Raw genomic sequence first — 26,563 nt, forward strand, 5'->3', positions numbered from 1 at the left:
TCCGTGAATACGCTGTTTCCCGTTTTCAGCAGGTATAAACTCCGTCCGAACGGATCGCCGAACATGGAGATCATCGACCCGCACATGCACATGGTCTCGCGCTCGGCCGACGACTACCAGCGCGCGCGGATGGCCGGCGTCGAGTGCTGCATCGAACCCGCCTTCTGGAGCGGCACCGACAAGGAGTACGCGGGTTCGTTCTTCGATTACTTCGAGCAGATCATCGACTTCGAAACCCAGCGCGCGGAGCGCGCGGGTGGGATGAGTCACTATGTGACGATCGGTCTCGAACCCAAGGAGGCCAACTACCGCGAGATGGCCGAGGAAGTTTTGGAGGGGATCCCCGAGTACCTCGACCGCGAGAACGTCGTCGGGGTCGGCGAGATCGGCTTCGACCAGCAGACGGAGGATGAAGAATGGGCGCTCCGCGAGCAGTTGCGGATGGCCGACGAACGCGAACTCCCGGTCATCATCCACACCCCACACACCGACAAACCCTCCGGCACCGAGCGGATCGTGGAGGTCATCGAGGACGAGGGCGTGACCCAGGAGCGGATCGTGATCGACCACAACACGGCCGAGACCATCGAGACCTCCCTGACGACCGACTGCTACGTCGGCTTCACGCTCTATCCCGGGAAGATCGAGGCCGAGGCCGCGATCGACCTCCTCGAGGAGTACGGCACCGACAAGATGCTCTTCAACAGCGCCGCCGACTGGGACCCATCGGACCCCCTCGCGGTCCCCAAAGCGCGGGACAAGATGCTGGACCGTGGCTGGGATCGCGAGGACGTCAAGAAGGTCGTCTTCGACAACCCCTACGAGTTCTTCGACCAGTCGCCGAACTTCGACTACGAGCGCCCATGAAGTTCGGCTTCTCGGCCAACGCGTTCCGCGAGTATACACCTGTGGAGACCATCGAAATCGTCGCCGACGCGGGCTACGACGGGATCGAACTCCTGTTCGACCGGCCCCACCTCTACCCGCCCGACACGGACGAGGAAACCGTCGAGCGGGTCCAGCGGACCCTCGCCGACAACGACCTCGCGATCAGCAACTGCAACGCGTTCATGCTGACCGCGATCGAGGGCTTTCACCACCCCTCCTACATCGAGCCGGACACCGACTACCGGCAGCGGCGGATCGACTACACGAAGGGCGCGCTCCGGACCGCGGCGGCGCTCGACCACGACTACATCTCGATCGAGCCCGGCGGTCCGGTCCCCGAGGAGAAGTCCCGCGAGTGGGCCCTAGAGACGTTCGTCGAGAGCCTCGAAGACGTCCTCCCCGTCGCGGAGGAGGTCGGTGTGGACCTCCACGTCGAACCCGAACCCGACCTCCTGATCGAGACGGCCGACGAGTACCTCGAGTTCGTCGACCGGATCGATCATTCACAGGTCCGCTGTAACTTCGACGCCGGCCACCTCTTCAGCGTGGGCGAGGACCCCGTCGCGGCGTACGAGGCGCTCGCCGACTACGTCGACCACGTCCACCTCGACGACATTCCCGAGGACCGCCGGCACGAACACACCCAACTCGGCGAGGGCGCGATGGACATCGACGGCTTCCTCGCGGCGCTCGACGACGCGGGGTACGAGGAGTTCGTGACGGTCGAACTCTACCCCTACGAGGAGACGGCAGCCGAGACGGTCGAGGACGCGATGGCCTACCTCGAAACCCACGGGTGGGCCTGAGACGGGTGCCGCGCGGCGACCTCCGGGACCGGTTCGAGGCCTACGCGAGCCTAGTCCGATTGCCGAACCTCTTCAGCGCACCGCCCGACGTGGTGCTCGGCGCGGCGCTGGTCGCCGCGAGCGGTGGTTCGGTGTCGATCCCCGCGCTCGCCGGCCTCACGCTCGCCTCCGTTCTCCTCTACGCGGGCGGCACGACGCTCAACGACTACTTCGATGCTCCAGTCGATGCACGGGAGCGCCCCGAGCGACCGATCCCAAGTGGTCGGGTCGCGCGCTCGCGGGCGGGCGCGCTCGGTGGCGGTCTGCTGACGGCCGGGGTCGTGGTCGGTTTCCTCGCCGCCGAGCTTCAGGGTGGCGTCGTCGCGGCGGCGCTCGCCGTCGTCGTGCTCGCCTACGACGGCTGGCTGAAGGGGACCGGTATCGGATTCCTCGCGATGGGGGCCGCACGCGGGTTCGACGTCGCGCTCGGATTCGCGGCGGGCGGCTTTGGGGTCCCTATCTGGACTGTATTCGTCCCCCTCGTCGTCGTCGGCTACATCGCGCTCGTCACGCGGATGGCGGCGAACGAGGCCACCACCACCGAGCGAGGCGTCGTGGCGGGTGCGGCGGGCGGGGTCGTCCTCGGCGGCGTCGCGGTCGTCGCGCTGGTCGGGTTCGTTCGACCGTCGCTCGTCGAGATCCTCCTCGCGGTCGCGCTCGTCGTGGGGTTCTTCGGATGGACCGGGCAGGCGATCGGGCGGGCCTACGCGACACCCCGGCCGGACACCGTCGGGCCGGCGGTCGGGACCTGCGTGCTCGCGCTCGTCGTCCTCGACGCGGCGTTCGCGGCGGTTGCGGGGCTCCCGTGGGCGCTCGCCGCGGTCGCGTTTCTGATCCCCGCTCTCGGGTTCTCGCGGCTGTTCGACGTCTCGTGACCCGGTGCTGATCTCGGAAAGCGTTTGGGCGCGGCGACCGTTTTTCGACCATGGTCGACCTCGCGTTCTCGACGAACGCCTACACCCGTCACCCGCTCCCCGAAGCGATCGACCGCATCGCCGGCCACGGCTACGACGGCGTCGAACTCCTCGCCGACACGCCGCACGCCTTCTTCCCCGAGTTCGCCAATTCGGACCGCGAGGCCACGCTCGCGGCGCTCGACGATACTGAACTACCCGTATCGAGCGTCAACGCCAACACCGCCGCGGGCTACTACGACGACGCGCCGCCGTCCTCGTTCTTCGACCCGAGCATCGTGACCGACGACGACGAGGACCGCGAGTGGCGGATCGAGTACACGAAACGCGCCATCGAGTTCGCCGACGCCGTCGACGCGCCCGCCGTCAGCATCGGCACCGGCCGCCCGCTCGCCAACAACCCGCCCGAGCAGGCCCACGAGTACCTCCGCGACTCGCTCCACACGATCCTCGACCACGCCGAGGAACACGACGTCCGGGTCGGGATCGAGTACGAACCCGAACTCCTCGTCGAGTGTACGGACGAGGTGCTCGCGCTGATCGGCGACGTGGGTCGGGACTCGCTCGGCGTCAACCTCGACCTGGGCCACGCGGCGGTCTACGGCGAGGATCCGGCCGAGGCGATCCGCCAGTGTGCGGGTCACATCACGGGGATCCACCTCGAAGACATCGCGGGCGGGCGACGCGGCAAGCACTACCATCTGGTTCCGGGCGACGGCGACCTCGACTTCCGGGCGATGTTCGACGCGCTCGACGACGTCGACTACGACGGGTTCGCGACGCTCGAACTCTACACCTACACCGCGAACCCCGACGAGGCCGCCAGTCGGGCTGCCGACGCGCTCGCCGAGTTCCGATAGCGACCGGCGGGGGTCCGAAACTCCGATAACCTCAAACCCGCGTCGAACGCGGTTCGGACATGGAGTTCCACGACGCGGCGAACTTCCTCTTCGGGCTTCGCCGTTACCCCCCGAGACCGGGGCTCGCGGCCACCGAGTCCCTGCTCGACCACCTCGGCGACCCCCACGAGGGACTGACGGTGGTCCAGGTCGCCGGTTCGAACGGCAAGGGGAGCACCGCCAGGATGACCGAGTCGGTCCTCCGCGAGGCGGGCCTCGACGTCGGTCTCTACACCTCGCCCCACCTCGATTCGGTTCGCGAGCGGATCCGGACGAACGGCCGCCAGCTGACCGAGGCCGCGCTCGTGGAGTACGTCGAGACCGTCCGGCCGTACGTCCTCGACCGCGCGGCCGCGGGGACATCGCCCACCTTCTTCGAGACGGTGACGGGGCTCGCGCTCTGGGCGTTCGCGCGAAACGAGGTCGACGTCGCGGTCCTCGAGGTCGGCATCGGCGGGCGCTACGACGCCACCAGCGTGACCGACCCCCTCGTGAGCGCGGTGACCAGCGTGACGCTCGAACACACCGACGTCCTCGGCGACACCGTCGAGGCGATCGGGCGCGACCTGGCCCACGTCGCACCCGCCGACGGCCGACTCGTGACCGCCGCCGACGGCGACGCGCTCGCGGGGATCGAGGCACAGGCCGACGAGGTGGTTCGGGTCGGCGACGATGGGGCCGTCGGGGTGTCCTACGGCGGCCGAACGGGGATCGAGGGACGCGTGCGGCTCTCCGGTTCGGACTGGCGCGTCGAAACCCCGATTCCACTGGTCGGCGCACACCAGGCCGACAACGCCGGCGTCGCGACGCTGCTCGCGAGACAGGTCTCGTCGGCGCTCGACGTCGACCTTTCGACGGACACCATCGAACGCGGGCTCCGCACCGCCCACTGGCCCGGCCGGTTCGAGGTCATGGAACGCGAGCCCTTGGCGGTGCTCGACGGGGCCCACAACCCCGGTGCGTGCGAGCGGCTCGCGAGCACGTTGGCGGAGTTCGACTACGACGACCTCCACCTCGTCTTCGGCGCGCTCGCGGACAAGGACCACCGGGGGATGGTCGAGGGGCTCCCGACCCCCGACAGCGTCGTGGCCTGCCGCCCCGACGTCGACCGGGCCGAGGACAACGCGGTGCTCGCGGCGGTCTTCGAGGACGTCACCGGGATCGACGTCGAGACGACCAGCGACGTCACCGACGCGCTCGCGAACGCGCTCGGGCGGGCGGACCCCGACGACTGCGTACTGGTCTGTGGCTCGCTCTACACGGTCAGGGAGGCCAGAACCCGCTGGAGCCGGCTCGACGTTCCAAAGGCTGTCGACGACGTGGCCGACGCCCGACGGGCGCTTCGGGAGACCCACGTCACCGACCCCGGCATCTACCGGATGCGCGGCAAGGCGGTCCACCGAACCCTGAAGACGCGCGTTCGGCCGCGGCAGGCTCAGTACCTGAAGGAGGAGCTCCTCTCGCTCGGTGGCGAGTGTGCGATATCGGGGCTCAACGACCAGGACGAGGAGTTCCTCGACGTCCTCCTGATGGGCACCCTCGCGCAGTTCAAGCGGCTCACCCGGAAGCTCGACGCCCAACCCTACGGCCTCGGACCGCTGGCCGAGGGCATCGCCGACGCGCTCTCGCTCGGTGACGGGGATCGTGACCGGGGCTACCCGTGGGACGACCGAACGGCTGTGATGGGCATTCTGAACGTCACCCCCGACAGCTTCCACGACGGCGGCGAGTTCGAGACCACCGAGCGGGCCGTCGCACGCGCCGAGGAGATGCTGGCGAACGACGTCGACGTCATCGACGTCGGTGGTGAGAGCACGCGACCCGGTGCGGACGAGGTCCCGGTCGCGGACGAGCGTGATCGAGTCGTGCCCGTCATCGAGCGGCTCGCGGACCGGGACGTTCTCGTGTCGATAGACACCCGGAAGGCGTCGGTGGCGCGCGCGGCGCTCGACGCCGGCGCGGACATCGTGAACGACGTCTCGGGGCTCGCCGACCCCGAGATGCGGTTCGTGGTGGCCGAGTACGACTGTCCGGTGGTGGTGATGCACAGCATCGACGCGCCGGTCGATCCCAGTACCGAAGTCGACTACGACGACGTGGTCGCGGACACGCTCCGCGAGCTCCGCGAGACGATCTTGGTGGCCGAACGGGCGGGTATCGACCGCGAGAACGTCATCGTCGACCCCGGGGTCGGTTTCGGGAAGAGTAGAACCGAAAGCTTCGCCGTGCTCGGTCGGCTCGGCGAGTTCCGCGCGCTCGGCTGCCCGATACTGTTCGGCCACTCCCACAAGTCGATGTTCGACCTCGTGGGGCGCGACGCCGACGAGCGCCTCCAGGCGACGGTGGCGGCGAGCGCGGTGGCCGCCGAACGCGGGGCCGACATCCTGCGGGTCCACGACGTCGCGGAGACCGTGGCGGCGGTCCGGGTCAGCGAGGCTGCGAACGACCCCGACGCGTTCACCATCGATTGAAGCACTCGACGAGCGCGCCGTCGGCGGGCGGCAACAGCGCTTTCCACCACCGACCCGACCGTCGAGCATGGCCTTCGAACCCGTCGACCTCGACCACGTCGCGCTCCGCGTCGGCGACCTCGACGACGCGCTCGCGTTCTACCACGACCGCCTCGGGCTCGCCGTCCGGGACCGGGACGCCTTCGAACGCGACGAGGTCCCGTTCGTGGCGGTCGCCGCCGGCGGCCGGCACCTCCACCTCGTGCCGACCGACGAGCCCTTCGACGTCGACGGCGAGCACGTCTGTCTGTTGCTCCGATCCGACGAAACCGACACCCGCGAGGCGATGGCGACGCTGCTCGACGAGCTCCGCGAGGCGGGCGTGACGGTCGAGTCGGGCGAGCCCCACGAACGACTCGGGGCCTACGGTCGCGACTGGGCGGCCTACGTTCGCGACCCCGACGGCCGCCGGGTCGAACTCAAACTCCACTGAGTCGGGTTGAATCCGTCCCGATCCTCCCCGTACGATCTAGCTACCTAGTGATATTCGTTACAATAGCAACCCGCATTGTCCTATGTAGATGACGTTCGCAACACAGTCGGTCCGGACCGAAAGAAACGTTACCGAGGTCTGTCACGCCCTGCTGGACGGCCGTTCGGATGACATCCTCGTGGTCGGCCCGTCGCCGGCGGTCATCGAGGGTCTCCTCGACGCCCTCGACGACCGCACCGACCCGCCCACGATACGCCTGCTCGCGGCCGAGTCGGTGCTGAAGGCGTTCGTGCGTGACTTCACGGACGCGGCGACCCTCGCGGACTTCGTCGCCGCCGACGTGGTCTCGCTGAGCGTCTCGGCGGACCTCTTCGATGGCCCGCTCGTGCTGACCGACGACGAGGTGGTGTCGGTCGTCTCGACCGAGAACCGGAGTGCGATCCTGAGCACCGACGACGAGACGTTCGTCGCGACCGCCCGGGAGGAGTACACCGCGTGCTGGGAGAACGCCGAGCCGTTCAGCCTCCGAACCCCGCCGCTCTCGCGCGTCCACGAGACCATGAACGAGGAGTTCGGCTCCGAGACCACGGCGGACTTCGAGCGGATGCGCGCCTCGCTCGCCCACGACGACGCCTCGGGCGGTCTCGACGAGGTGGACATCAGCCTGCTCGCCGCGGCGAAGAACGAGGTGCTCCTCTACGACCTCAGCACGTGGGGCGAGAGCGTCGGTCTCGCCAGTCGCGCGACCTTCTCACGGAAGAAGACCCAGTTCGAGGACGCCGGCCTGATAGAGACCGAGAAGGTCCCGATCGACGTGGGTCGGCCACGGCTCCGGCTCCTGCTCGGGGACGACCGCCTTCGCGACGCCACCGACTTGGTCGCGACCGCCGAGGAGCTGCTCGCGGACGCCGACGTCTGAAGAGGCATTGATTCGTTCGGTCCGATACGCTTCGAACGCCGTCAGACCTGGCCGTAGCCCTGGAGCGAGAGCCAGACCGACCCGACCACCAGCACGAGCCCGACGACGACGACCGCCCAGTCGACGGTGTCGAACGCCGGTTTGTCGTAGAACGTCCGGTCACGTCGCGGGTCGAACCCACGGGCTTCGAGCGCCATCGCCTGGGTCTGGACCGACCGGACCGCGGTCATGAACACCGGGACGATCAGCGGGATGTAGGCCCGGAATCGGGCGATCGGGTTCGTCCCGCTCACCTCGTGGCCGCGGGCGGCCTGGGCCTGCCTGACGGTGCCGGTCGCGCCGAGGAAGGTCGGGAACAGCCGGAGGGCGGTCCCGACCGCGAAACAGAAGGCGTAGGGGAGCCCCAGCGACCGGAGCCCGGTGACGATCTCCTCGTTCGAGGTGGTCGTGATGAACAGCAGCCCACCGAGGATGAACGCCACGATGCGTTCGCTCCGCCCGAGCGCGAACAGGAGCTCGTAGGTCGTGACGGCGAACCACGGGGTCTGGAGCACGACGGTGTCGCCGGGTGGGGTGAACGCCGGCCAGAGCACGAACCCGACGAGGAACACCGCGACGATCACGAACGAGAGGCGCTTGACGTTGCGCCACCCGCCGGCGTACACCAGCGCGACGAACAGCGCGACGAGTGGGACGGCGACCACGACGGGGTTCCCGAAGACGTAGGCGGTCGTGAGCACGCCGACCAGCAACGCGAGCATCGACCGGGCGTTGAGCCGGTGGAGCATCGTGGGTTTGTCGACGTAGAGCGAGGTCGAGCCGCTCATTCGAGGCCCCCGTCGTTCGCCGTTCCCCGCGGCGTGCTGTCGGCCGAGACCGCGTTCTCGCCGCCGAGCCCGGCCACCACCTCGTCGACCGAGAGCGCCGGCAGGTCGCCCTCCCCCGCGAGCCGGTTCGAGAGCGCGACCGGTTGCGGGGACTTGAGGTCCCAGCGTTCGAGCGCGTCGACGTCGGCGAACAGCTCACGGGTCGGGCGGTCGGCGACCTTCTCGCCGTCGGCCATCACCACCGTTCGGGGCGCGTACCGTGCCACCGTACCCATACTGTGGGTCACCATCACCAGCGTGAGCCCATCCTCGCGGTTCAGCCGGGCCGCGAGGTCGAGGAACTGGCGTTGCTGTGCGGCGTCGAGCCCCGTCGTGGGTTCGTCGAAGACGATGACCTCGGGGTCGGTGGCGAGGATGCTCGCGAGCGCGACCCGCTGGCGTTGGCCCTTCGAGAGGCTGAACGGGTCGGCCTCCTCCAACCCGTCGAGTTCGACGGTCTCGATCGCCCGCTCGACACGTCTGTCGAGGTCCTCGCCCTCCAGCCCGAAGTTCTCCGGGCCGAACCGGACCTCCTCGGCCACCGAGGTCGCGAAGATCTGGTGGTCGGGGTTCTGGAAGACGTAGCCCACCGACCGACCGACCTCGCCCATCGAGAGCGCGGAGACGTCGCGGTCGCGCCACCGCGCGCTCCCCGAATCCGGGGCGAGCAATCCGTTGAAGTGTTTCGCGAGGGTGGTCTTCCCGCTGCCGTTGTGGCCGACGATGGCGACCACCTCGCCCTCGCGGACCGTGAGGTCCACGCCGTCGACCGCCCGGACGACGCCCTGGTCGGTATCGTAGGTGTGCACGAGGTCGTCGAACTCGAAGACCGGGTCGCCGAGGGAGCCGCCGGTGCCGGCCGGCGCACCCGGGAGCGAGCCGTCGCGGGTCGCGGGCGGGGTCCATTCGAGGTCCCTCCCGGCGACGCACTCGACCGCCTCCTCGACCGTCAGCGGGTTCTCGTCCGGCCAGCCCACCCGGTCGAAGACGTCGACGACGGCGGGAACGCCGACACGTGCCTCGCGGAGCGCGTCGGCGTCGGTGAACACCTCGCGTGCGGTGCCGTGACGGAAGACCCGACCGCCGCGGAGGAGCACTGCCCGGTCGGCGAGCAGCGCCTCCTCGATCTTGTGGGTCACCAGCACGATGTCGCTCGGGCTGCCCGCCTCGCCCGCGTGGTCGGCGAGCGAACGGACCACCGAGAGGGTGTCGCGACTGCCGCCGGGGTCGAGATCGCTCGTGGGTTCGTCGAGGAGCAGGAGGTCCGGGTGGTTCGCCATCACGCCGGCGAAGACGAGGCGCTGTTTCTGCCCGCCCGAGAGGGTGTCGGGCGAGCGGCGGCGGTCGAGGTCCCCGAGGCCCATCAGGTCGAGCGAGCGCTCGATGCGGTCGCCGATCTCCTCCGGCGGGACCGCGAGGTTCTCCGGCCCGAAGGCCACCTCCGCCGAGATGCTCGTCCCGAAGAGCTGGTCCTCGTAGTCCTGGAGCACCATCCCGACCACCTCGGCCATCTCGCTGACGCGAGCCTCGGTGGCGTCGCGACCGAGCACCGTCACGTCGCCCGAGAACGAGCCCGTGATGAAGTCGGGGATGATCGAGTTGAGGGTGCGGAGGAGGGTTGACTTCCCACCGCCGCTCGCACCCATCACGACGGTGAACGAGCCGGGGGCGAAGTCGAGGCTCGTCCCGCGGAGCACCGGCCCGCCGCGTTCGTCGGGGTCCGGTGCCGAGTCGTCGGCGAAGGTCGCGGCATCCGGCAGGTCCACGCCCTGCTCGTAGGCGAAGACCACGTCTTCGAGCCGGGCTGCGGGGTCGGTTTCGTCGGTCGCTTCTCCCATTCTTATGGTTCGCTCGCTTCCCACACGGTTAAACGCAATTTTTTAGCTCACGATCGACGAGAGTCGTTCGCCCGAGATCGCCGCGAAGGCGAACGCGAGAACGAGCCCGACCGCGCCGAGCACCAGCTGGACGGTCGAGCCCGGGGACGCGACGAACGTCCCGACCGCGATCCAGACGAACGCGACGACGAGGAACCCGACGGCGGCGAGCTGCGTTCGCGAGCTGCTCACGTTCGGGAGGTCCTCGTTTCGCATCACGTCGGGGTAGAGGAGACCGAGGTCCTTGACCCGCCCCCAGAGCAGGAAGAGCAGGATCGGCCCGAGGATCGCCGACGTGAGGAAGTTGTTGATACCGATCGAGACGCTGATCGCCGGGAAGGGCGCGAGGCCGAGGGTGTCGAGCCCCCACGCGATGGTCGACGCGGTGAGCGCCGAGGCGACCGCCGCGATGACGACGTACTCGGCGAGCTGTTTGCCGGTGTTCGTGCGGAAGTCCGGTTCGTTGCCGCTCGATAGCGGCCCGAGGCTCCCCCAGAGCTTGTAGCCGATCATCCCGTAGAAGAAGTTGCCGATGAACCCGAAGATGCTCCCCGGCGAGAGCGTCCCGCCGAAGATATCGCCGATCAGGTTGCCGATCGCCGACCCCCACGCCGCCGCGGGGCCGAACATCAGCCCGAAGATCACCGGAAACACGTTCGCGGGGCGAACGCTGACGAACCCCGGGATGAGCTGAAACGCCTTAAAGGGGATCAGGATCGCGGCGTAGACGGCCGCCACCACGGCGACCAACATGATCATTCGGGTGTCGCGCCACATCGTGAATGCTTCTCGCATTATACGACGCTCCTCGAAGACGCTACGCTTAAAATATTTGCTTTCGCTTGGATGCCTGATCGCTTTCGCGCCGTATTCCGTCACATTCGACACAGCACTGGGTGCCTAGTGGGCCACGACGGGCCGAGCGCTCCCCGCCGACGACGGAGCGGTAGGTCTATTTCCCGCCCGCGAGTCGGCCGCGGTATGCAGACCATCGTGCTCGCGGCCGGCGAAGGCACCCGGATGCGACCGCTCACCGCCCACACCCCGAAACCGATGCTCCCGGTGGCCGACCGCCCGCTGTGCGCCCACACCGCCGACGCCGCGGTCGCGGCCGGCACCGACGAGCTGATCTTCGTGGTCGGCTACGAGGCCGATGCCGTGCGCGAGCACTTCGGCGAGGAGTACCGCGGGGTGCCCGTCGCGTACGCCACCCAGGACGAGCAGCTGGGCACCGCCCACGCCGTCCGGGCGGCGCGCGAACACCTCGACGGCGAGTTCGCGGTGCTCTACGGCGACGACCTCTACGACCCCGCGAGCATCGAGGCGCTGTTCGCCTCGCGCCCCGGGATCGCGGCCTACCGCGCCGAGAACCCCTCGAACTACGGCGTGCTCGACACCGACGGCGACCGTGTCGTGGGTGTCACCGAGAAACCGGAGAACCCCGAGACGGACCTCGTGAGCGCGGGCGCGTGCGTGCTGCCCGGCGAGGCCCGCGAGTGGCTCGACGTCGAGCAGAGCGCACGCGGCGAGTACGAACTCACCGACGTGCTCGATAGGGTGTTTGCCGAGTACGAGGTCTCCTACACCCCACTCGACCGCTGGATGGGGGTCGGCCGACCGTGGGAGCTCCTGATGGCGAACGAGTGGAAGCTCGCCGACATCGAGCGACGCATCGAGGGTGACGTCAGCGAGCGCGCGGAGCTCCGCGGGCCGGTCGTCGTGGAGGAGGGCGCGGCGATCGAACCCGGCGTCGTGGTCGAGGGACCGGCAATCATTCGGTCGGGAGCCCACGTCGGTCCGAACGCCTACGTCCGCGGCGCGACGCTGCTCGGCGAACGCGTTCGAGTGGGTCACTCCGTCGAGATCAAGAACTCAGTGGTGATGGCCGAGACCCACGTCCCCCACCTCTCCTACGTCGGCGACAGCCTGCTCGGCCGCGAGGTCAACTTCGGGGCTGGTACGACAGTAGCGAACCTCCGTCACGACGACGAACCCGTGAAACAGACGGTGAAGGGCGACCGGGTCTCCACGGGTCGACGGAAGTACGGCGTCGTGGTCGGCGACGGCGCGAAAACCGGCATTCACACCACACTCCACCCGGGTGTGGTGCTCTCGGCGGGGGCGCGGACGATGCCCAACGAGACGGTGGACCGCGACCGATAGACCGGGGTTCGACCGCTCTCAGTCCTCGACCTCGCCGTCCTCCCAGCCCTCCGAGAAGACCTGGTCCTCCGGCACGTCGAGGTCGGCGAGGTGCTCCTTGGTGTCGACGACCATCTGGGGCACCCCACAGACGTAGAAGTGCCTGTCGAGGTCGTCGAGCACGTCCTCGACGTGGTCCTGGACGTGCCCGGTGCGACCGTCCCAGTCCTCGTCGGAGAGCGAGAAGGTGAGCGAGAGGTTGTCGTGTTCGCTCGCGAGCTGGTCGAGCGTCTCGCGGTACATGAGGTTCTCCTGGTTCTTCTCGCCGTAGAGGAAGTGTGCTTCACCAGTCCCTTCCTCCAGATACTGTTTCAGCATCGCCATCATCGGGGTGATCCCCGTTCCCGTCGAGACGAAGACGACGTCCTCGTCGGTGTCCCGGAGCGAGAGCTCGCCGTGGAACTCGGCGAGCGTGATGGTGTCGCCGGGGTCGCGGTCGTGCATGTAGACCGAGGCGGTGCCGTCGTCGTAGCGCTTGATCGCGAGGGTGATCGCGTCGTTGCCGGGCGTGTTGGTCGCGGTGTATGGTCGCGAGACCTCCGCGTCCTCGTCCTCGTCGGGATTCTCCTGTTCGAACTCGACGTTGGTGTGCTGGCCGGGTTCGAACTCGAAGGGCTCGTCGCGCTCGACGACGAACTGCTTCACCCGGGGCGTCATCCGATGGATCGACGTGATGGTTGCCTCGAACGACATGGGAGCACCTCGCCGTGTATCGTTGTAAGCCCCGGGCTTGCGGTACGCGTGACCGAGTTCGCTCGATCCCTCCACGACCACGCCGGCCCGAAGTGGTGGAGTTATGCGGGCCGACGCCCTCGATAGCCCATGGTCGACCCAGTCTCCGACGTGGCCGAGGACACCGAAGAAACCGCGCCGACGTGTGCGACCTGCGGCGAGACGATCCTCAACGAGCCGACCCACCGTGTGACGACCGAGGTCGCGGACGGAGCCGTGGTGACCACCCACTTCTGCGACGAGGACTGTCTCTCCGCGTACGAGGGCTAATCGAACGCCGGACCACCCGTTCGACCCGACCGCGCCGCCGACACCGCAGCCGTATCCCGACCGGACCATCGTGGACGGGCGGGCTACAGCCGACCGATGAGACGTTCGACGAGGCCCCGTTCGGTGGAGCGTTCGGCGATCACCACCGAACACGACACCCCGTCGACGACGTCGAATCGGAGCGAGTCCGAGACGAGCCGCGAGAGGACGCCCGCTTCGGTCGCCCCCAGCACCAACAGCGAGTGGTCCGCGGCGACCCGCCGGATCACGGGGCCGACGTCGCCGGCCTCCACCACCCGCTCGGCGTCCGCGAGGTCGTGCTCGGTCGCCCACTCGTCGAGGAACGCCTCGCCCGCCTCGCGGTCGGCCGGCGTGTCGACGACGCGAAGCAGTGTGACCGAGGAGCCCTTGCTCGACCGGTAAGCCCGCGCGACCTCGGCGCTCAGCTCGGGGGAGGGACCGTTGCCGACCGGTACCAGCACCCGCGAGGCGTCGGTGCCGCGGTCGTTGAGCACGAGGAAGTCCGCCTCGTGGTAGTGGGTGAGCTCGTCGAGCGGGCGCTCGGTGCGGGCGTCGGCCCAGGGCCGGTCCGAGCCCCAGCCCATCACCACGAGGTCGGCGCACATCCGGTCGGCGGCGTCGAACACCTCCTCGAACGACCGCCGTGAGACGATGGTCGAGGTCTCGGTCGCGACCTCGTAGGACTCGGCGAGCTCGCGGAGCGGTTCCATCCGTTCGGTCGAGTTGGCGACGATCCGCTCGCGGTCGGCGACCCGGTAGCTCGCTGGGGTGTCGGGCGTCTGGATGATGTGGACGACGTGAACCACCGCGTCGTCGTGGCGGCTGGCGAGCCGGCAGGCGAGGTCGACCACCGGCGCTTCGGTTCGCGGGTTGCCGATCGGCACCAGCACCCGGTAGGTCCCGTCGTCGGCGACCGTCGCGCTGGTGTCGACCATCGAGACGTACGACCGACCGGCCAACCCGCCAAGCAGCCACTCGCGGACCGAGAGCTGTCGTTGTGCGCCCTCGAACCGAGCGGCGTCGCGGCGCTCGGCGGAGGTCTGGAAGTAGTTGACCGCCGTCACCAGGACGATCCCGCCGACGGTGTTGCCGAGCAACACCGGGATCACGAACTGCGTCAGCCCGGCGACGAGTTCGAGGTTCCCCGCGAGCACGAGATAGAGCATCTCGGTGAACGAGACCACGACGTGGAAGAGGTTCCCCATGGGTATCGCGAGGAAGGCGAGGTAGACCACGACGAGCCGGGAGATGGTGTCGCGCGAGGCGTAGACCACCCAGACCACGCCCGCGACGATCAGCCCGGCGAAGACCGCCTTCGAGAACAGCGCGGGGGCCGGCGTGTCGATGCCGTGCTGGGCGTGTTCGAGCGCCGCCTGGGTCGCCGCGGGCGAGAACACCCCGCCCCACGTCAGCGCGACCGCGCCCAGCCCGCCGCCGGTGAGGTTCCCCGCGAGTACGATCGTCCAGTGACGGAGGAGCCGGGGGAGGCTCACGAGACGTTCGAGGGTGAGCGCGACGGGAGGGAGGGTGTTCTCGGTGTAGAGCTGGTAGCCGCCGATGATGATGTAGATGAATCCCAGCGGGTAGAGCAGCGCGCTCAGGACGGGGTCGTGGTCGGTCGCGGCCGTCATCGAGGAGTAGAGCAGGAAGGTGATCGTGATCGCGAAGCCCGCGGCGAGCCCGCTGAAAAACAACTCGCGCCGACCCGAGGTGACCTCCTCGTCGGCGGCGGCGATGATCCGCTGGAAGACCTCGTCGGCCGAGAACCGGTCGCGCACCACGGCCCCCGCCGCCGGCACGCCGCTCCGCGAGCGGTCGATCGCGTCGCGAACCTGCCCGTCGTCGCCGGGGTCGTCTCGACTGGCCATTGCAGGTGGGTGTTCCGGCGAGAACTAAGCATTGGCGTTCGCCCCGGCCTCAATGCGGTGATTTACCATGGGGAAAATACATTACCACACGCGTCGAAGGATGGGTGGAGTCACAACACATGTCAATGAGAGCCGTCGTCTACCAGGGCGCACACGACGTCGCGGTCGAGGACGTCGACGAACCGGAACTCGAACACCCCAACGACATCGTGATCGACATCACGACGTCGTGTATCTGTGGGTCGGACCTCCACATGTACGAGGGGCGAACCGCGGCCGAGCCGGGGATCGTCTTCGGCCACGAGAACATGGGGATCGTCGAGGAGGTCGGCGAGGGCGTCTCCAGCCTCGAAGAGGGCGACCGCGTCGTCCTCCCGTTCAACGTAGCCTGCGGCCACTGTCGCAACTGCGAGAACGGCAAGACCGGGTTCTGTACCAACGTCAACCCCGGCTTCGCCGGCGGGGCCTACGGCTACGTCGCGATGGGACCCTACAAGGGCGGGCAGGCGGAGAAGCTCCGGGTACCCTATGCCGACTTCAACGCGCTCAAACTCCCCGAAGGGGGAAGCAACGAGGATTCGTTCGCGCTGCTCGCCGACATCTTCCCGACGGGCTGGCACGGCACCCGGCTCGCCGACCTCCAGCCTGGGGAATCGGTCGTGATCTACGGCGCGGGTCCCGTCGGATTGATGGCCGCCTACAGCGCGAAGATCCAGGGGGCTTCGGAGATCTACTCCGTGGACCGCGTCCCGAGCCGACTGGACCTCGCACGCGACCACTGCGACGCCACCCCGATCAACTTCGAGGAGGGCGACCCCGTCGAGCAGATCAAGGACATTCACGGTAGCGGCGTCGACAAGGGCGTCGACGCGGTGGGCTATCAGGCGGTGGACCCGGACAAGGAGGCCGACAGCGCCTACGACCCCGCCCGCGAGAGCCCCGCGAACGTGCTCAACAACCTCATCAGAACCGTTCGCCCGACCGGCCAGCTCGGCATCGTCGGGCTCTACGTCCCCGAGGACCCCGGCGCGCCGGACGACATGGCCGCTCAGGGCCGCCTCGGCATCGACTTCGGCCTGCTGTTCGAGAAAGGGCAAAAGTTGGGAACCGGCCAGTGTGACGTGAAATCCTACAACCGGCAGCTCCGCGACCTTATCATCGAGGGCCGGGCCGACCCGAGTTTCCTCGTCTCCCACCGCGTGGGCCTCGACGAGGCTCCCGAGATGTACGAGCGCTTCGACAACCGTGAGGAAGGCGTCACGAAGGTCCTGCTCGAACCCTAACCAACTCTCGACCCTTTATCCACGATCTTCCGGAGCGGCCGCTACGGGAACAGCGAGTCCGCGACGTAGGCCGAGACGGTCCAGTTCGGCGCGTCGACCACTTGATTCACCTTCAGGTCGACCGCGACCGAGGCGAGGACGTAGGCCTGCTCGCGCGTGAGCCCGCGTTCGGCTTCGAGGTGGTCGAGCATCCGCGAGGTCGCGAGCCGGCAGGCGTCCATGAGGTCGTCGCTGATCCCGACCGTGGCGTGAGCGGGTTCGTCCCGGCCCGAGGGCGTGAACGGCCCCTCGGTCTCGAACTCTGGGGCCGTGAGGTCGCGTTCCACCAATCGAAGGCGAGCGGTGACGTCCATCGGCGCTTCGATACCGGTGAGGCAGACCTCGCCGTCGCCCTGGGCGGCGTGGCAGTCGCCGATCGAGAACAGCCCGCCCGCGACCTCGACCGGGAGAAATAGCGTGCTCCCGGCGGTGAGATGTTTGACGTCGAGGTTGCCGCCGACGTTTCGCGGCGGGGTCGTCGAGTGTGACCCCGGCTCCGCGGGCGCGAGGCCGAGGTTCCCCGGAAACGGCGCGAGCGGGACCTCGATCCCGCTCTCGAAGGCAGCGACTCCGTCTTCCAAGTCCCAGTTGTAGCAGAACGGCTCGGGGAACTCCTCGGAGAGGAGGCCGGCCCCGCTGTCGCCGGGCGGGAAGTACGAGACACCGTGGCCGTGGTGCTCGAAGTCGAGGAGGTCGACCGCGAGGGTGTCGCCAGGCTCGGCTCCCTCGATCTCGATCGGACCGGAGAGCGCGTGGCCTTTCGAGTCCATCGCGGCGATATCCGCACCGGTGGCGTCCCGCGGGAGCTGGTTGTCGGCGGCGTCGCGACACTCGAACCGGACGACCGCGCCGTCCGCGACCGTCGCGACCGGGTCGAGACCGTTGTCCCAGGTGTAGTGGATGTTCTCGTCCGTGTCGGTAACGACGGTATCGGGGTTCACACCCACACGACAGCCGCCGGTGTCTTCATCCTACGGGCGGGACCGCGATGCCGATCCGACCGACCAGTCCGGTCTCATCGCCGCAGGCGGTCGCGGAGCGCGGGAACGAGCGTCGCGGTGCCGAACGAGACGAGCGCGCCCGCGGCGACGAGGAGGCCGAGCCCCGAGAGCCCCGGTTCGGGTGAGGGTGGCTGGACCGTCAGGTTCCGAACCTCGGGGACCGCCGACGGAGTTCCGACCGGCTCGTCGGTACCCTGGCTCGCGGTACAGTCCGCGCCGTAGCCGACGTTTCGGGTGGTCACCCCGACGATACTCGCCGGCCCTGCGCCGGGGAGGCGGACACAGCTATCCGCGAGCACGGAGTTCGGCCGCGCGTCGGTCCCGCTGACCGCCGGGCCGTCCGTCGCGCTCCCTCGTATCTCGATCCGGTCCATCCGTATCGCCTGCGGCCCCGTCGACGCCCGGTGTGGCCCCGTTCCGGGTGCGTCGATCCGGACTGCCGGCGTCCCGTCGATGTCGGTCGTCAGTCGGCAGTTGTGCAGCCGGCCGGTGCCCGCGCTCCCCTCGAAGACGACGAGACCGGGACAGCGCGCCAAATTTCTGGCCCGGACGTCGAGATTTCGAAAGCGTGCGCCCTCCTTGTTGAGCGGGCCGGTCTCCGACCGCACGCCGCTCACGCCCTGGATCTCGCCGATCGTGAATCGACCCGGCCGGTCGTCGGGCCAGCGGCTCGCGTCGAGCACGATGGTCGCCCCGTCGCAGAACGATTCCGCGCCGCTGATCCGGACGGCGGTGTTGTTGTTGTTGACGAAGCTGCCGCCGACCACCTGGACCGCGCCGGGGGTTCGGGAGGCGTAGAGACCGTTCTCCCAACCGTGGAGGGTGGGTTCGACGAACTGGATCACACCCCTGTTGGCCGTGCCGACGAACGCAGCCGGCACCCCGCCGGCGACGTGGCCCGGTGGCGGGGATTCGGGCCGAACCCAGGCGTGCGAACCCGCGTTGGTGCCGCCGACCGCGCGGAGGTTCTCGATCCGGACGCTCGCCGCCCGGTTCGTCGCCACGGGCCGTACCAGCGCCTGCTGGTCGTCGCCGATGGCCTCGGCCGGCCCGCGAAACGTGAGCCCGCGGGCGTCGAGGTGGTCGTCGGTCGAGAGGAGCAGCGAGACCGCGGCCCGGTCGGCGCGCTGGTCGATCGTGACCCCCTCGAACAGGCCGCGCGAATCGGTGTGAACGTTCAGCTCGCATCGAACCCCGGAGTCGACCCGGAAGACCGCCCGCGGGCCGACGATACCGAACGGTCCGGCGGGCGAGATGCTGACGTCGCCCGCGATCCGGTAGGTACCGGCGGGAAACTTCAATCGAACCCCGTCCAGGTCGCCACTGGCGTCGGCGCGTTCGAGCGCCTCGTTCAGGGGGCCGTTCGACCCGAGCCCGAGGTACTCGACCGCGTTCACCGTCCGGTCGAACCCGGACGACCCCGAGCGCTGGGTGACCTGGCGTTCGACCGTTGCGAGCGCGCGGTAGGCGGCCCTGGAGGGTGATCCCGGCGTCTCGAATCTCCCACGATGGGGTCGAGCGCCGTTCGTGACGGCCACCGAGTCGGGACCGGCGGGCGGTCGGGCCGCTACGGGACGGGACAGCGCACTCCCCGCGCCGACGCCGAGCCCCGCGCGCAGGAATCCCCGCTTGGTGCACTCGAAGTCCGACGACGGCTCCTCCACGATATGATACTGCTGGGGACCCGCGGCGTGATGAGCGTTATCCCCCGAAGTGGACGACGGGGACGCCGACCGCGGCGAACGAGACCAGACCGAGGGTGCCGAGGAAATAGAGGAGTCCGACCGGAGGGAGCCAGACCACGAACCCGAGCGCGCTCGCGGCCGGCCAGCCACACGGGTAGCGAACCGCGACGAGCACGACCCAGACGAGGAGCGCCAGCACCGGACCGAGGACCGGGGTGGACGCGAGGAACAGGCTCACCGCACCCCAAGCCACCGCGCCGGCCAGCGCAAGTAGCAGTCCGTCGACGGGCTCGATCGCGTTATCGACGAGCAGGCGAACCCCGGCGTAGATCCCCACCCCGCCGACCAGCGTGGCGACCAGAACGATGAGTACAGTATCGAGAAGCGCCACGGAAACGTCCGTCTCAGAACCCGTCGGCCAAGCTTCGGGTCCGTTCGCGCCCGAGGCTCGTCTCGCGGAGCTCCCGAACGCCGGCCGGGTCCACCTCGACCATCAGCCCCTCGTCGGTGTGTTCCTTCCGGACGGTTCGCATCGATTCGAGCGTGGTCGCCACCGTGGTGATCTCGTCCGTGCTCGACGCCCCGAGTCGGTCGAGGAGCGTGCGCTGGCTCACCGGGCCGTCCGCGTCGATGAGCGTGGCGACGATCCCCTTCGCGTACGCTGGCGACGCTCGCGAGTGGTCCTCGGTTCGCGCGATCTCGTGGCGAACGATGTCCATCTCGAGCAGGTCGGCGGAGGACGGCTCGTCCGCTGGATCAGGGTCCGACCCGCCGGGGCCACCGGGGTCGTCGGCGACCCTGATCGGGTCGGCCTCGCCCGTCTCGGAGGCCGGTCCGTCGGCGGTTTCGTCGGTCGCTTGGACCTCGCTACCCTCGTCGGTATCGAGGGCGTTGTCGGCGTCGACCGTCCCGGCGATGTCGGCAGTGGTGGTCGTGTCGTCGGCGTCGTCGCTGGAAGTGGTGTCGGCTGTGGCGTCGGAGCTGGCGGCGTCGGTGCTACTATCCGAAACCTCGTCGTTCGCCTCGAAGTCGCCGAGTTCGTGGTGCGTCGGTTCGTCGTCCGAGCCGGGTCGCCGATTCGCTGACGGTACACCGTCACCGGTCAATGCGCGGGTGAACTGCTGGGCCATCTCGCTGAGGTCACGCGCCCGGGCGAGCTCGCGTTCGAGCTCCGCGATGCGCTCGTTCTTGCGTTCGAGGTCGGCTTCCAGTTTGGCGAGGCGGTTCTCGTGCTCGCGCTTCTGGTCCGATATCTCGGTGAGGTCGCCGAGCAGCCCCTCGCCGATCGACTTGAGTTCCGGGCGGTCGACGTCGCCGAGCCCCGGTGTCGAGCCCGCGTCGAAGGTCCGTTTCCGGCGGACCTGCACCCGGCGGCGGGTGCCGTCCCAGTCGGTGACGAGGATCGCCTCGCCGTCTGCGAGGTTCTGTACCGCTTCCGCGGCCTGGTTGTCGAGGACGCGCCCCACGACGGCGGTGTCGTTGTTCCAGGTGAGGCGGTGCCAGCAGAGCCAGTCACACTGGGTGATCACGTCCTTCTTGACGTTCGCCGGGCGCTGGGAGATCCCACAGAAACCGAGGCCGCGCTTGCGGCCGCGTTTGGCCACCCGGACGAGCATCTTCCCGGCCTCGGTGAGTCCTCCCGATTCCGGGATGAACTCGTGGACCTCCTCCACCAGTAAGAGGAACGGCCGTCGGGCCTCCTGTTCGCGTCGGAACAGCGCCTCGACGGTCGCGCGAACGATGTCGTGGCCGCCGTCGTCGAGGTAGGCCGAGACGTCGAGGATCACCGGGACGCCGCCGTCGAGCGCGAGCTCGGCGAGCTTGTCGGCGTGTTCGGTGCCGACCTGGACGTCGCACTCGTCGTCGCCCCCCGCGTGGAGGACCTCGTAGCGCTCCTTCAATCCGTAATATTCGCCATCGGTGTCGACGATCATGAGCGGGTGGCCGTCGTCGAGGAGCTCCTCGGCGACCACGCTCGCGGTGTTCGACTTCCCGCCGCCGCTCTTTCCCGTGACGAACCCCCGACCGGTGAGGAGCTCGATCGTCGGGATCCGAACCTCGCCGTCGGCGTCGAGCGTGACCGTCTCCGTCGTCTCACTCGCCATTCGTCACCCCTCGTCGGAGGCGGTCCAGTGCTCCGTGCGTCTCACCCGGTCCGGGTGCGGCTCGACTCCCCATTCGTACCGGTTCTGCAACCGGCAGACACAAAATCCTAGCGGACGGGCCGACCCCACCGGGTCGACCGGAAAACACGGCGACGTGGGCACGACCGTTCGTCTCCGTACCGCGCAGGTATAAGTGCGGACGGCGCGTAGCCGCCGACCGACCCCCGCCCACGATGAACGAGGACGAGCTCACGAACGCGCTGATCCGCCACCACAAACGAAGCGAGCGGGCCGCTCGTTCGCGTGGCGAGCGGGACGTCGAGACGAAGCTCTACCCCGAGGAACACTACAACCACTACGGCGACCGGGGCGTCGTCGACCTCTATCAGACCACCGGGAGGTCGAGCGGCCACCTCTACGAGGTCAAATCCGAGTCCGCGGTGCGCCACGCGACCGGCGCGAACGAGATCGTCCGGCAGTTCAACCGGATGCGCGGCCACTTCTACCCCGGCACCGACCACCCGGTTCCCGACGAGGTGCACTTCGAGCTCTGTTTCCTCCCGACCGCGCTCACCGCTCGGCACCTCGTCGAGAACGCCGAGATGTACGCCCAGTGCGTCGCGAACGACGTCTCGCGACTAGACGAGGTCGACCGGGTCGTCGCCAACATCTGTTTTCGGCTGCCGGACCCCGAGACGATCCGCCCGGTCGTCGCGTTCACCAGCACCTCGCCGTTCCACGGGATCACGAACGACAGCTTCCCGGCGTACGCGGCCGAGACCAACCCCGCGGTCTACGAGCGCATCCGGTCGTCGCTCGCGAGACGGTCCTCACCGGACTGATCAGGCGACGTCGACCACACACCGGAAGCCGATGTTCCCGGTCGAGCTGTCGGGCGTGTTCTGCGAGCGCGCCGCGACCCGGTAGCGGTTGCACCACGAGCGGTGGCAGAGGTACGACCCGCCCCGCATCACCCGTGAATCGCCGTCGGGCGGACCCGTCGGGTTCGTCCGGGAGTACGCCTCGGTCGTGTGGTAGTCCGGGCTGAACCAGTCGGCACACCACTCCCAGACGTTGCCGGAGACGTTGGAGAGCCCGAACCCGTTCGGTTCGTAGGCGGTCACGGGTGCGGGACCGAGGTAGCCGTCGTCGCCGGTGTTGTGCGTCGGGAAGTCGCCCTGCCAGATGTTGCAGCGGTGCTCGCCGTCGGGCCGGAGTTCGTCACCCCACGGGTACCGCTTGCCCTCCAACCCGCCGCGTGCGGCGTACTCCCACTCGGCCTCCGTCGGGAGGCGCTTGCCGGCCCACTCGGCGTACGCTTGGGCGTCGTTCCACGAGACGTGCGCGATGGGCTGTTTCAACCGGTCGTCTCCGACCACGCTCGAACTCGGCCCCTCGGGTCGGAGCCAGGTCGCGCCCTCGACGGCGACCCACCACGGCGCTGCCGCCACCGACTGCATCACGTGTGACTCGTCGGCGGCTGCGACGAAGTCCTCGAAGACGAACGACCAGCCGAACCGCTCGGCCTCGGTGGTGTACCCCGTCTCGCGAACGAACCGGAGGAACTCGGCGTTCGTCACGGCGAACCGGTCGACGTAGAACGGGTCGAGCGCCACCTCGCGTGCCGGCCCCTCGCCGTCCTCGGGGAAGCCGACCTCGTCGTCGGTGCCCATCGTGAACCGACCGCCGTCGAGGCGGACCATTCGCCTCGTGCGCTCGTCGTCGGCCGTCGCCGGGGCGGTTCGTTCGACTCCGTCCCGATCGGCCGCCGAGGGTCGCTCTCGCGATGACCGCTCCGGGTCACGTGAGGCCGCACAGCACGTCCGGTCGTCCCGTGCCATGGCCGCTCCTCGCGCCGTCGGAGTGAAGGGGTTACGGTCCGTCCGCCGACTCGTCCGAGCGCACTCGCGAACCGACCTCAGGTCCGACGAGAGGGGTTTCGTCGGGCGACCGAACGGGATAAATGAGTCCGCGAGTCGGTAGGTTGAAGGACGGCGACCGGGAGACGGTACCATGGCAACCCAGCGGCGACAGCGCTTCGTCTACGGGCAGACCGCCTGGATGCTCGCGACGGTGGTCTGCCTGTCGCTGCTGGGCGCGCTCTCGCTGGAGCTCTTCTTCGTCCTCTCGCTCATCGGCTTTCTCGTCGTGGTCGAGCTCACCGCCCCGTTCGCTGTGACGCCGCGCTGGCGGGCCCGCCTCCGGTGGGTTATCCTCGCCGGGCTCGTCGTCTTCGCCTACGTCGTGATCCGACGGGTGCTCGCCATCCTCCCCCAGGGTGTGGTCTGATGGATCGGCCGGATTTCACCTATCCCCAGGTCGTGCTCGTCGGGCTCACGGTCGTCGTCGCCGTCGGCCTCGTCCTCGCGGCGACCACGTCGAGCGCGGCGTTCGGGTCGTTCAACCAAGGCTGGGACGGGGCCTCGCAGCTCCAGGACGAAGCTCGAGCCGTCGGGGCCGAGGGCGAGATCGTCAGGAACACCAGTCAGTACTCGAGCGGGCCGGCGAACGGCTCCGTCGCGGTCGTGCTCTCGCCGGAGACCGGCTACGGCCCCACCGACACCGACCGTCTTCGGGCGTTCGTCCGGCGCGGCGGCACCCTCGTCGTCGCCGAGGACGTCGGACCGCACTCGAACCCGCTGCTCGCCCGGCTGGGCGCGAGCGCACGCGTGGAGGGCGACACGCTTCGCGACGAACGCTACAACTACCGCTCGCCGGCGCTGCCGGTCGCGCGGAACGTCTCGAACGTGGGTCTGCTGGCGGGCGTCGACAGCCTCACGCTCAACCACGGCACCGGCGTCGACCCCGACGGCGCGACGGTGCTCGCGAGTTCGTCCAGCGTGGCGTATCTCGACACCAACGCCAACGACGAACTCGACGACAGCGACCCGGTGGGGAGCTATCCGGTGGCGACGACCGAGTCGGTCGGAGCGGGCCGAGTGGTCGTGGTCGGCGACCCGAGCCTGTTCATCAACGCGATGCTCGATCGGTCCGACAACCGGGCGTTCGTTCGGTCGCTGTTCGCCGACCACGACCGGGTCCTGTTGGACTACTCCCACGCCGGTCGGCTGCCGCCGCTCTCGGTGGCGCTGCTCGTCGTTCGGGACGCGCCACTCCTTCAACTGCTGCTCGGGAGCCTCTGTCTCGGCGTTCTCGGGCTCTGGACCCGTCCCCCGAGGGCGCTTCGGCGGCTCACCGATCGATTCGGGAGCGAGCCGGCCCCGGACCCGACCCTGGACGCCGACGAACTCTCGTCGTTCGTCCGGAGCCGGCATCCGGAGTGGGACGACGAGCGGGTCGACCGGGTGATACGAGGGATTATGAGCCGGCGGGATGAGGACTAACCAATGACCGAACCGGACGAGATTTACACCGCCCTCCACGACGAGATGGAGTCGGTGCTCATCGGCAAGGAGGAGCTCGTCGAGGGGATGACGATCGCCCTCCTGACCCGCGGGCACGTGCTGCTCGAAGGGGTGCCGGGCGTCGCGAAGACCACCGTCGCCCGGCTGTTCGCTCGGGCAAGCGGGCTGGGACACAACCGGGTCCAGCTCACCCCGGACGTGCTCCCGGCCGACATCACCGGCACCCACATCTATCGGGAGTCGACCGGCGAGTTCGAGCTCCAGCGCGGACCCGTCTTCGCGAACCTCGTTGTGGCCGACGAGATCAACCGCGCGACGCCGAAGACCCAGAGCGCGCTGCTCGAAGCCATGCAGGAGCGCCAGGTCACGATCGACGGCGAGACCCTCGCGCTGCCGGAGCCGTTCATGTTGATCGCGACCCAGAACCCCATCGAGATGGAGGGGACCTTCGAGCTCCCCGAGGCCCAGCGCGACCGCTTCCAGTTCAAGCTCACGGCGGACCTCCCGACGAAGACCGAAGGCCGGGAGCTCCTCGATCGGTTCGACACCGACCCGACGCTCGGCCCCGACCGGATCGAACAGGTCGTCACGGCCGAGGAGCTCCTCGACGCCCGCGAGACGGTGGCCGAGGTCTACGTCGACGGGACGGTGAAGGAGTACATCCTCGACGTCGTGGGCGCGACCCACGAGAACCCGCACGTCGAGTACGGCGCGTCGCCCCGGGCGAGCCTCGCCTTCCTCAACACCGCGAAGGCCCGCGCGGCCATCACCGGTCGCGACTACGTCATCCCCGACGACGTGAAGGCCCTCATCGAACCGATCCTCGTCCACCGGTTGGTGTTGAGCACCGACGCCTCGCTCAGCGACGTCTCGGTCGCGGACGTGCTCGACACCATCGCCGCCGAGACCGAACCACCCGGCGAGGACGTGGCCGAGCCACAGGCCGCGGTGAGCGACGGCGGGAAACAGGAATAAGCGCCGTCAGTCGTCCCACGAGCACGTCACGAGGTAGTCGGCGCGGTCGTCCTCGACCGACCGGACGGTGACCGACACCGGTCTGTCGAGCCCCTCCGCGAACCCGACGCCGAGAAACGACGCTACGGGGTGGTCCATCCGGTCGACCGCGCCGTACGCGCTCCCGTCGATCCCGATCGTCACGTTCCCGCCCTCCCCGTCGGATTCCCCGGAGACGTCGCGCGTCGTGCTCCGCACCAACTCGAACTCCTCGACGAGCCCGTCGGCGAGACGGTCGGCCAGACGGTCGGCGTCGGCGGGGAGCGCCGTCGAGAGCGCCCGGCGGAACTCCTCGAACAGCGGCCCGCCGCTCGGATGGAGGCTCAGCCCGCGAGCCGCCTCGTCGTCGATGACGAACACCGACCCGAGGGCCATCGGATCCGGCGGCCGGTACTCGGCGTGCTGGGGGACGAACAGCCGTATCGAACTCCCCTCGACGGTCTCGGGACCCGGGAGGTAGACCCGGTCGTCCTGAAGCCCGAGTTCGTCGACGAGCGCGGCTTCGGTCGTCGCGAACGCGCTGTAGACCCCCTCGCCGACGGTCGCCGAGACGAACTGCTCCGGCGTGAGGTAGTAGGTGAGCGCGGCGGCGAACAGTCCCGTCCCGCCGAGCGCGAACAGCACGGTTCGGGTGTTCGGAAAGAGCACGCCGCCGAGCGCCGCGACCAGCCCGACCGCCGCTAGCGCGAGCGCCGTCCGACGGTACTGGGTTCGACGGGCCCGCGCGTACTCCTCGCGGAGGCGCTGGTTCTCCTCGCGCAACACCTCGATCCGCGCCGTGCGGTCGTCGTCCGGGGACGGCTCCCGCTCCATCGGCTCTTCATCGT

General features: G+C 69.0%; 25 protein-coding genes. 14 read left to right on the forward strand and 11 right to left on the reverse strand.

What is annotated here, in order from left to right:
* The first annotated feature begins 63 nt into the window (after nt 1–63).
* The 7 genes from GT355_RS05165 (at nt 64) to tbsP (ending at nt 7,408) form a co-directional block, all read left to right on the forward strand.
* Entirely contained in the window at nt 64–867 is an 804-nt protein-coding gene (locus tag GT355_RS05165) for a TatD family hydrolase (protein WP_160133625.1), read from the forward strand.
* Entirely contained in the window at nt 864–1,694 is an 831-nt protein-coding gene (locus GT355_RS05170; protein WP_160133626.1) for a sugar phosphate isomerase/epimerase family protein, read from the forward strand. Before GT355_RS05165 ends, GT355_RS05170 begins: the two co-directional genes overlap by 4 nt.
* A gap of 5 nt (nt 1,695–1,699) precedes the next feature.
* Nucleotides 1,700–2,608 carry a UbiA family prenyltransferase gene (locus GT355_RS05175; RefSeq protein WP_240145719.1) on the forward strand — a complete coding sequence of 303 codons (909 nt, stop codon included), beginning with the start codon at nt 1,700–1,702 and terminating at the stop codon, nt 2,606–2,608.
* Nucleotides 2,609–2,658: 50 nt separating this feature from the next.
* Nucleotides 2,659–3,507 (forward strand): sugar phosphate isomerase/epimerase family protein, encoded by an 849-nt coding sequence (locus GT355_RS05180; protein WP_160133628.1) that lies wholly within the window; start codon nt 2,659–2,661, stop codon nt 3,505–3,507.
* A 59-nt stretch (nt 3,508–3,566) separates the two neighbouring features.
* Nucleotides 3,567–6,017 (forward strand): dihydropteroate synthase, encoded by a 2,451-nt coding sequence (gene folP, locus GT355_RS05185; RefSeq protein WP_160133629.1) that lies wholly within the window; start codon nt 3,567–3,569, stop codon nt 6,015–6,017.
* A 67-nt stretch (nt 6,018–6,084) separates the two neighbouring features.
* Entirely contained in the window at nt 6,085–6,489 is a 405-nt protein-coding gene (locus tag GT355_RS05190) for a VOC family protein (RefSeq protein ID WP_120071002.1), read from the forward strand.
* 88 nt (nt 6,490–6,577) lie between these two features.
* On the forward strand, nt 6,578–7,408 hold the full coding sequence (gene tbsP, locus GT355_RS05195; protein ID WP_160133630.1) for a transcriptional regulator TbsP: 831 nt from the start codon (nt 6,578–6,580) through the stop codon (nt 7,406–7,408).
* Nucleotides 7,409–7,449: 41 nt separating this feature from the next.
* Here the strand turns inward: tbsP and GT355_RS05200 are convergent, their stop codons facing one another.
* Genes GT355_RS05200 through GT355_RS05210 form a run of 3 tightly spaced genes read right to left on the reverse strand, consistent with a single transcriptional unit; the run spans nt 7,450 to nt 10,946 of the window.
* Complete coding sequence (locus GT355_RS05200) at nt 7,450–8,235, reverse strand: energy-coupling factor transporter transmembrane component T family protein (protein ID WP_160133631.1); 786 nt, start codon at nt 8,233–8,235, stop codon at nt 7,450–7,452.
* Nucleotides 8,232–10,112 carry an ABC transporter ATP-binding protein gene (locus GT355_RS05205; protein ID WP_160133632.1) on the reverse strand — a complete coding sequence of 627 codons (1,881 nt, stop codon included), beginning with the start codon at nt 10,110–10,112 and terminating at the stop codon, nt 8,232–8,234. Before GT355_RS05205 ends, GT355_RS05200 begins: the two co-directional genes overlap by 4 nt.
* Before the next feature lie 42 nt (nt 10,113–10,154).
* Nucleotides 10,155–10,946, reverse strand: a complete 792-nt coding sequence (locus GT355_RS05210) for a QueT transporter family protein (protein WP_240145720.1) — start codon at nt 10,944–10,946, stop codon at nt 10,155–10,157.
* Nucleotides 10,947–11,132: 186 nt separating this feature from the next.
* On the opposite strand from GT355_RS05210, the gene glmU reads away from it, so the two are divergent.
* The gene (glmU, locus tag GT355_RS05215; RefSeq protein WP_160133633.1) at nt 11,133–12,314 is read left to right on the forward strand and encodes a bifunctional sugar-1-phosphate nucleotidylyltransferase/acetyltransferase; all 1,182 of its coding nucleotides are present in this window, start codon (nt 11,133–11,135) and stop codon (nt 12,312–12,314) included.
* An 18-nt stretch (nt 12,315–12,332) separates the two neighbouring features.
* On the opposite strand, the gene GT355_RS05220 is transcribed toward glmU, so the two are convergent.
* The gene (locus tag GT355_RS05220; RefSeq protein ID WP_160133634.1) at nt 12,333–13,046 is read right to left on the reverse strand and encodes a ferredoxin--NADP reductase; all 714 of its coding nucleotides are present in this window, start codon (nt 13,044–13,046) and stop codon (nt 12,333–12,335) included.
* Between the two features lie 129 nt (nt 13,047–13,175).
* On the opposite strand from GT355_RS05220, the gene GT355_RS05225 reads away from it, so the two are divergent.
* Complete coding sequence (locus GT355_RS05225; protein ID WP_160133635.1) at nt 13,176–13,355, forward strand: DUF7576 family protein; 180 nt, start codon at nt 13,176–13,178, stop codon at nt 13,353–13,355.
* A gap of 83 nt (nt 13,356–13,438) precedes the next feature.
* On the opposite strand, the gene GT355_RS05230 is transcribed toward GT355_RS05225, so the two are convergent.
* Nucleotides 13,439–15,244 carry a formate/nitrite transporter family protein gene (locus tag GT355_RS05230; RefSeq protein ID WP_160133636.1) on the reverse strand — a complete coding sequence of 602 codons (1,806 nt, stop codon included), beginning with the start codon at nt 15,242–15,244 and terminating at the stop codon, nt 13,439–13,441.
* A gap of 125 nt (nt 15,245–15,369) precedes the next feature.
* Here GT355_RS05230 and GT355_RS05235 point away from each other — a divergent pair, with 125 nt between their 5' ends.
* Nucleotides 15,370–16,527: a glutathione-independent formaldehyde dehydrogenase gene (locus GT355_RS05235; protein ID WP_160134002.1), complete on the forward strand. Its 1,158-nt coding sequence runs from the start codon at nt 15,370–15,372 to the stop codon at nt 16,525–16,527.
* 41 nt (nt 16,528–16,568) lie between these two features.
* Here the strand turns inward: GT355_RS05235 and GT355_RS05240 are convergent, their stop codons facing one another.
* From GT355_RS05240 to GT355_RS05255, 4 genes are all read right to left on the reverse strand, one after another.
* Nucleotides 16,569–17,507 (reverse strand): acetamidase/formamidase family protein, encoded by a 939-nt coding sequence (locus GT355_RS05240; protein ID WP_160133637.1) that lies wholly within the window; start codon nt 17,505–17,507, stop codon nt 16,569–16,571.
* Between the two features lie 74 nt (nt 17,508–17,581).
* Nucleotides 17,582–19,231, reverse strand: a complete 1,650-nt coding sequence (locus GT355_RS05245) for a hypothetical protein (RefSeq protein ID WP_160133638.1) — start codon at nt 19,229–19,231, stop codon at nt 17,582–17,584.
* A 37-nt stretch (nt 19,232–19,268) separates the two neighbouring features.
* Nucleotides 19,269–19,643, reverse strand: a complete 375-nt coding sequence (locus GT355_RS05250; RefSeq protein WP_160133639.1) for a hypothetical protein — start codon at nt 19,641–19,643, stop codon at nt 19,269–19,271.
* 13 nt (nt 19,644–19,656) lie between these two features.
* Nucleotides 19,657–21,357, reverse strand: a complete 1,701-nt coding sequence (locus GT355_RS05255; RefSeq protein ID WP_160133640.1) for a helicase HerA domain-containing protein — start codon at nt 21,355–21,357, stop codon at nt 19,657–19,659.
* A 233-nt stretch (nt 21,358–21,590) separates the two neighbouring features.
* Between GT355_RS05255 and GT355_RS05260 the strand changes: the two genes are divergently transcribed.
* Nucleotides 21,591–22,199 (forward strand): hypothetical protein, encoded by a 609-nt coding sequence (locus GT355_RS05260; protein ID WP_160133641.1) that lies wholly within the window; start codon nt 21,591–21,593, stop codon nt 22,197–22,199.
* On the opposite strand, the gene GT355_RS05265 is transcribed toward GT355_RS05260, so the two are convergent.
* The gene (locus GT355_RS05265) at nt 22,200–23,198 is read right to left on the reverse strand and encodes a formylglycine-generating enzyme family protein (RefSeq protein ID WP_160133642.1); all 999 of its coding nucleotides are present in this window, start codon (nt 23,196–23,198) and stop codon (nt 22,200–22,202) included.
* Between the two features lie 172 nt (nt 23,199–23,370).
* On the opposite strand from GT355_RS05265, the gene GT355_RS05270 reads away from it, so the two are divergent.
* The 3 genes from GT355_RS05270 to GT355_RS05280 are packed head-to-tail and all read left to right on the forward strand — an operon-like array spanning nt 23,371 to nt 25,697.
* Nucleotides 23,371–23,646, forward strand: a complete 276-nt coding sequence (locus GT355_RS05270; RefSeq protein WP_160133643.1) for a DUF8044 family membrane protein — start codon at nt 23,371–23,373, stop codon at nt 23,644–23,646.
* Nucleotides 23,646–24,701 (forward strand): DUF4350 domain-containing protein, encoded by a 1,056-nt coding sequence (locus GT355_RS05275; protein ID WP_160133644.1) that lies wholly within the window; start codon nt 23,646–23,648, stop codon nt 24,699–24,701. The genes GT355_RS05270 and GT355_RS05275 overlap by 1 nt, the downstream gene beginning before the upstream one ends.
* Before the next feature lie 3 nt (nt 24,702–24,704).
* Nucleotides 24,705–25,697, forward strand: coding sequence for an AAA family ATPase (locus GT355_RS05280; RefSeq protein ID WP_160133645.1), 993 nt, complete (start codon nt 24,705–24,707; stop codon nt 25,695–25,697).
* A gap of 6 nt (nt 25,698–25,703) precedes the next feature.
* Here the strand turns inward: GT355_RS05280 and GT355_RS05285 are convergent, their stop codons facing one another.
* Nucleotides 25,704–26,549, reverse strand: coding sequence for a DUF7982 domain-containing protein (locus tag GT355_RS05285; RefSeq protein ID WP_160134003.1), 846 nt, complete (start codon nt 26,547–26,549; stop codon nt 25,704–25,706).
* Nucleotides 26,550–26,563: the final 14 nt, after the last annotated feature.

Source organism: Halococcus salsus (genome assembly GCF_009900715.1).
Classification (GTDB): Archaea; Halobacteriota; Halobacteria; order Halobacteriales; family Halococcaceae; genus Halococcus; species Halococcus salsus.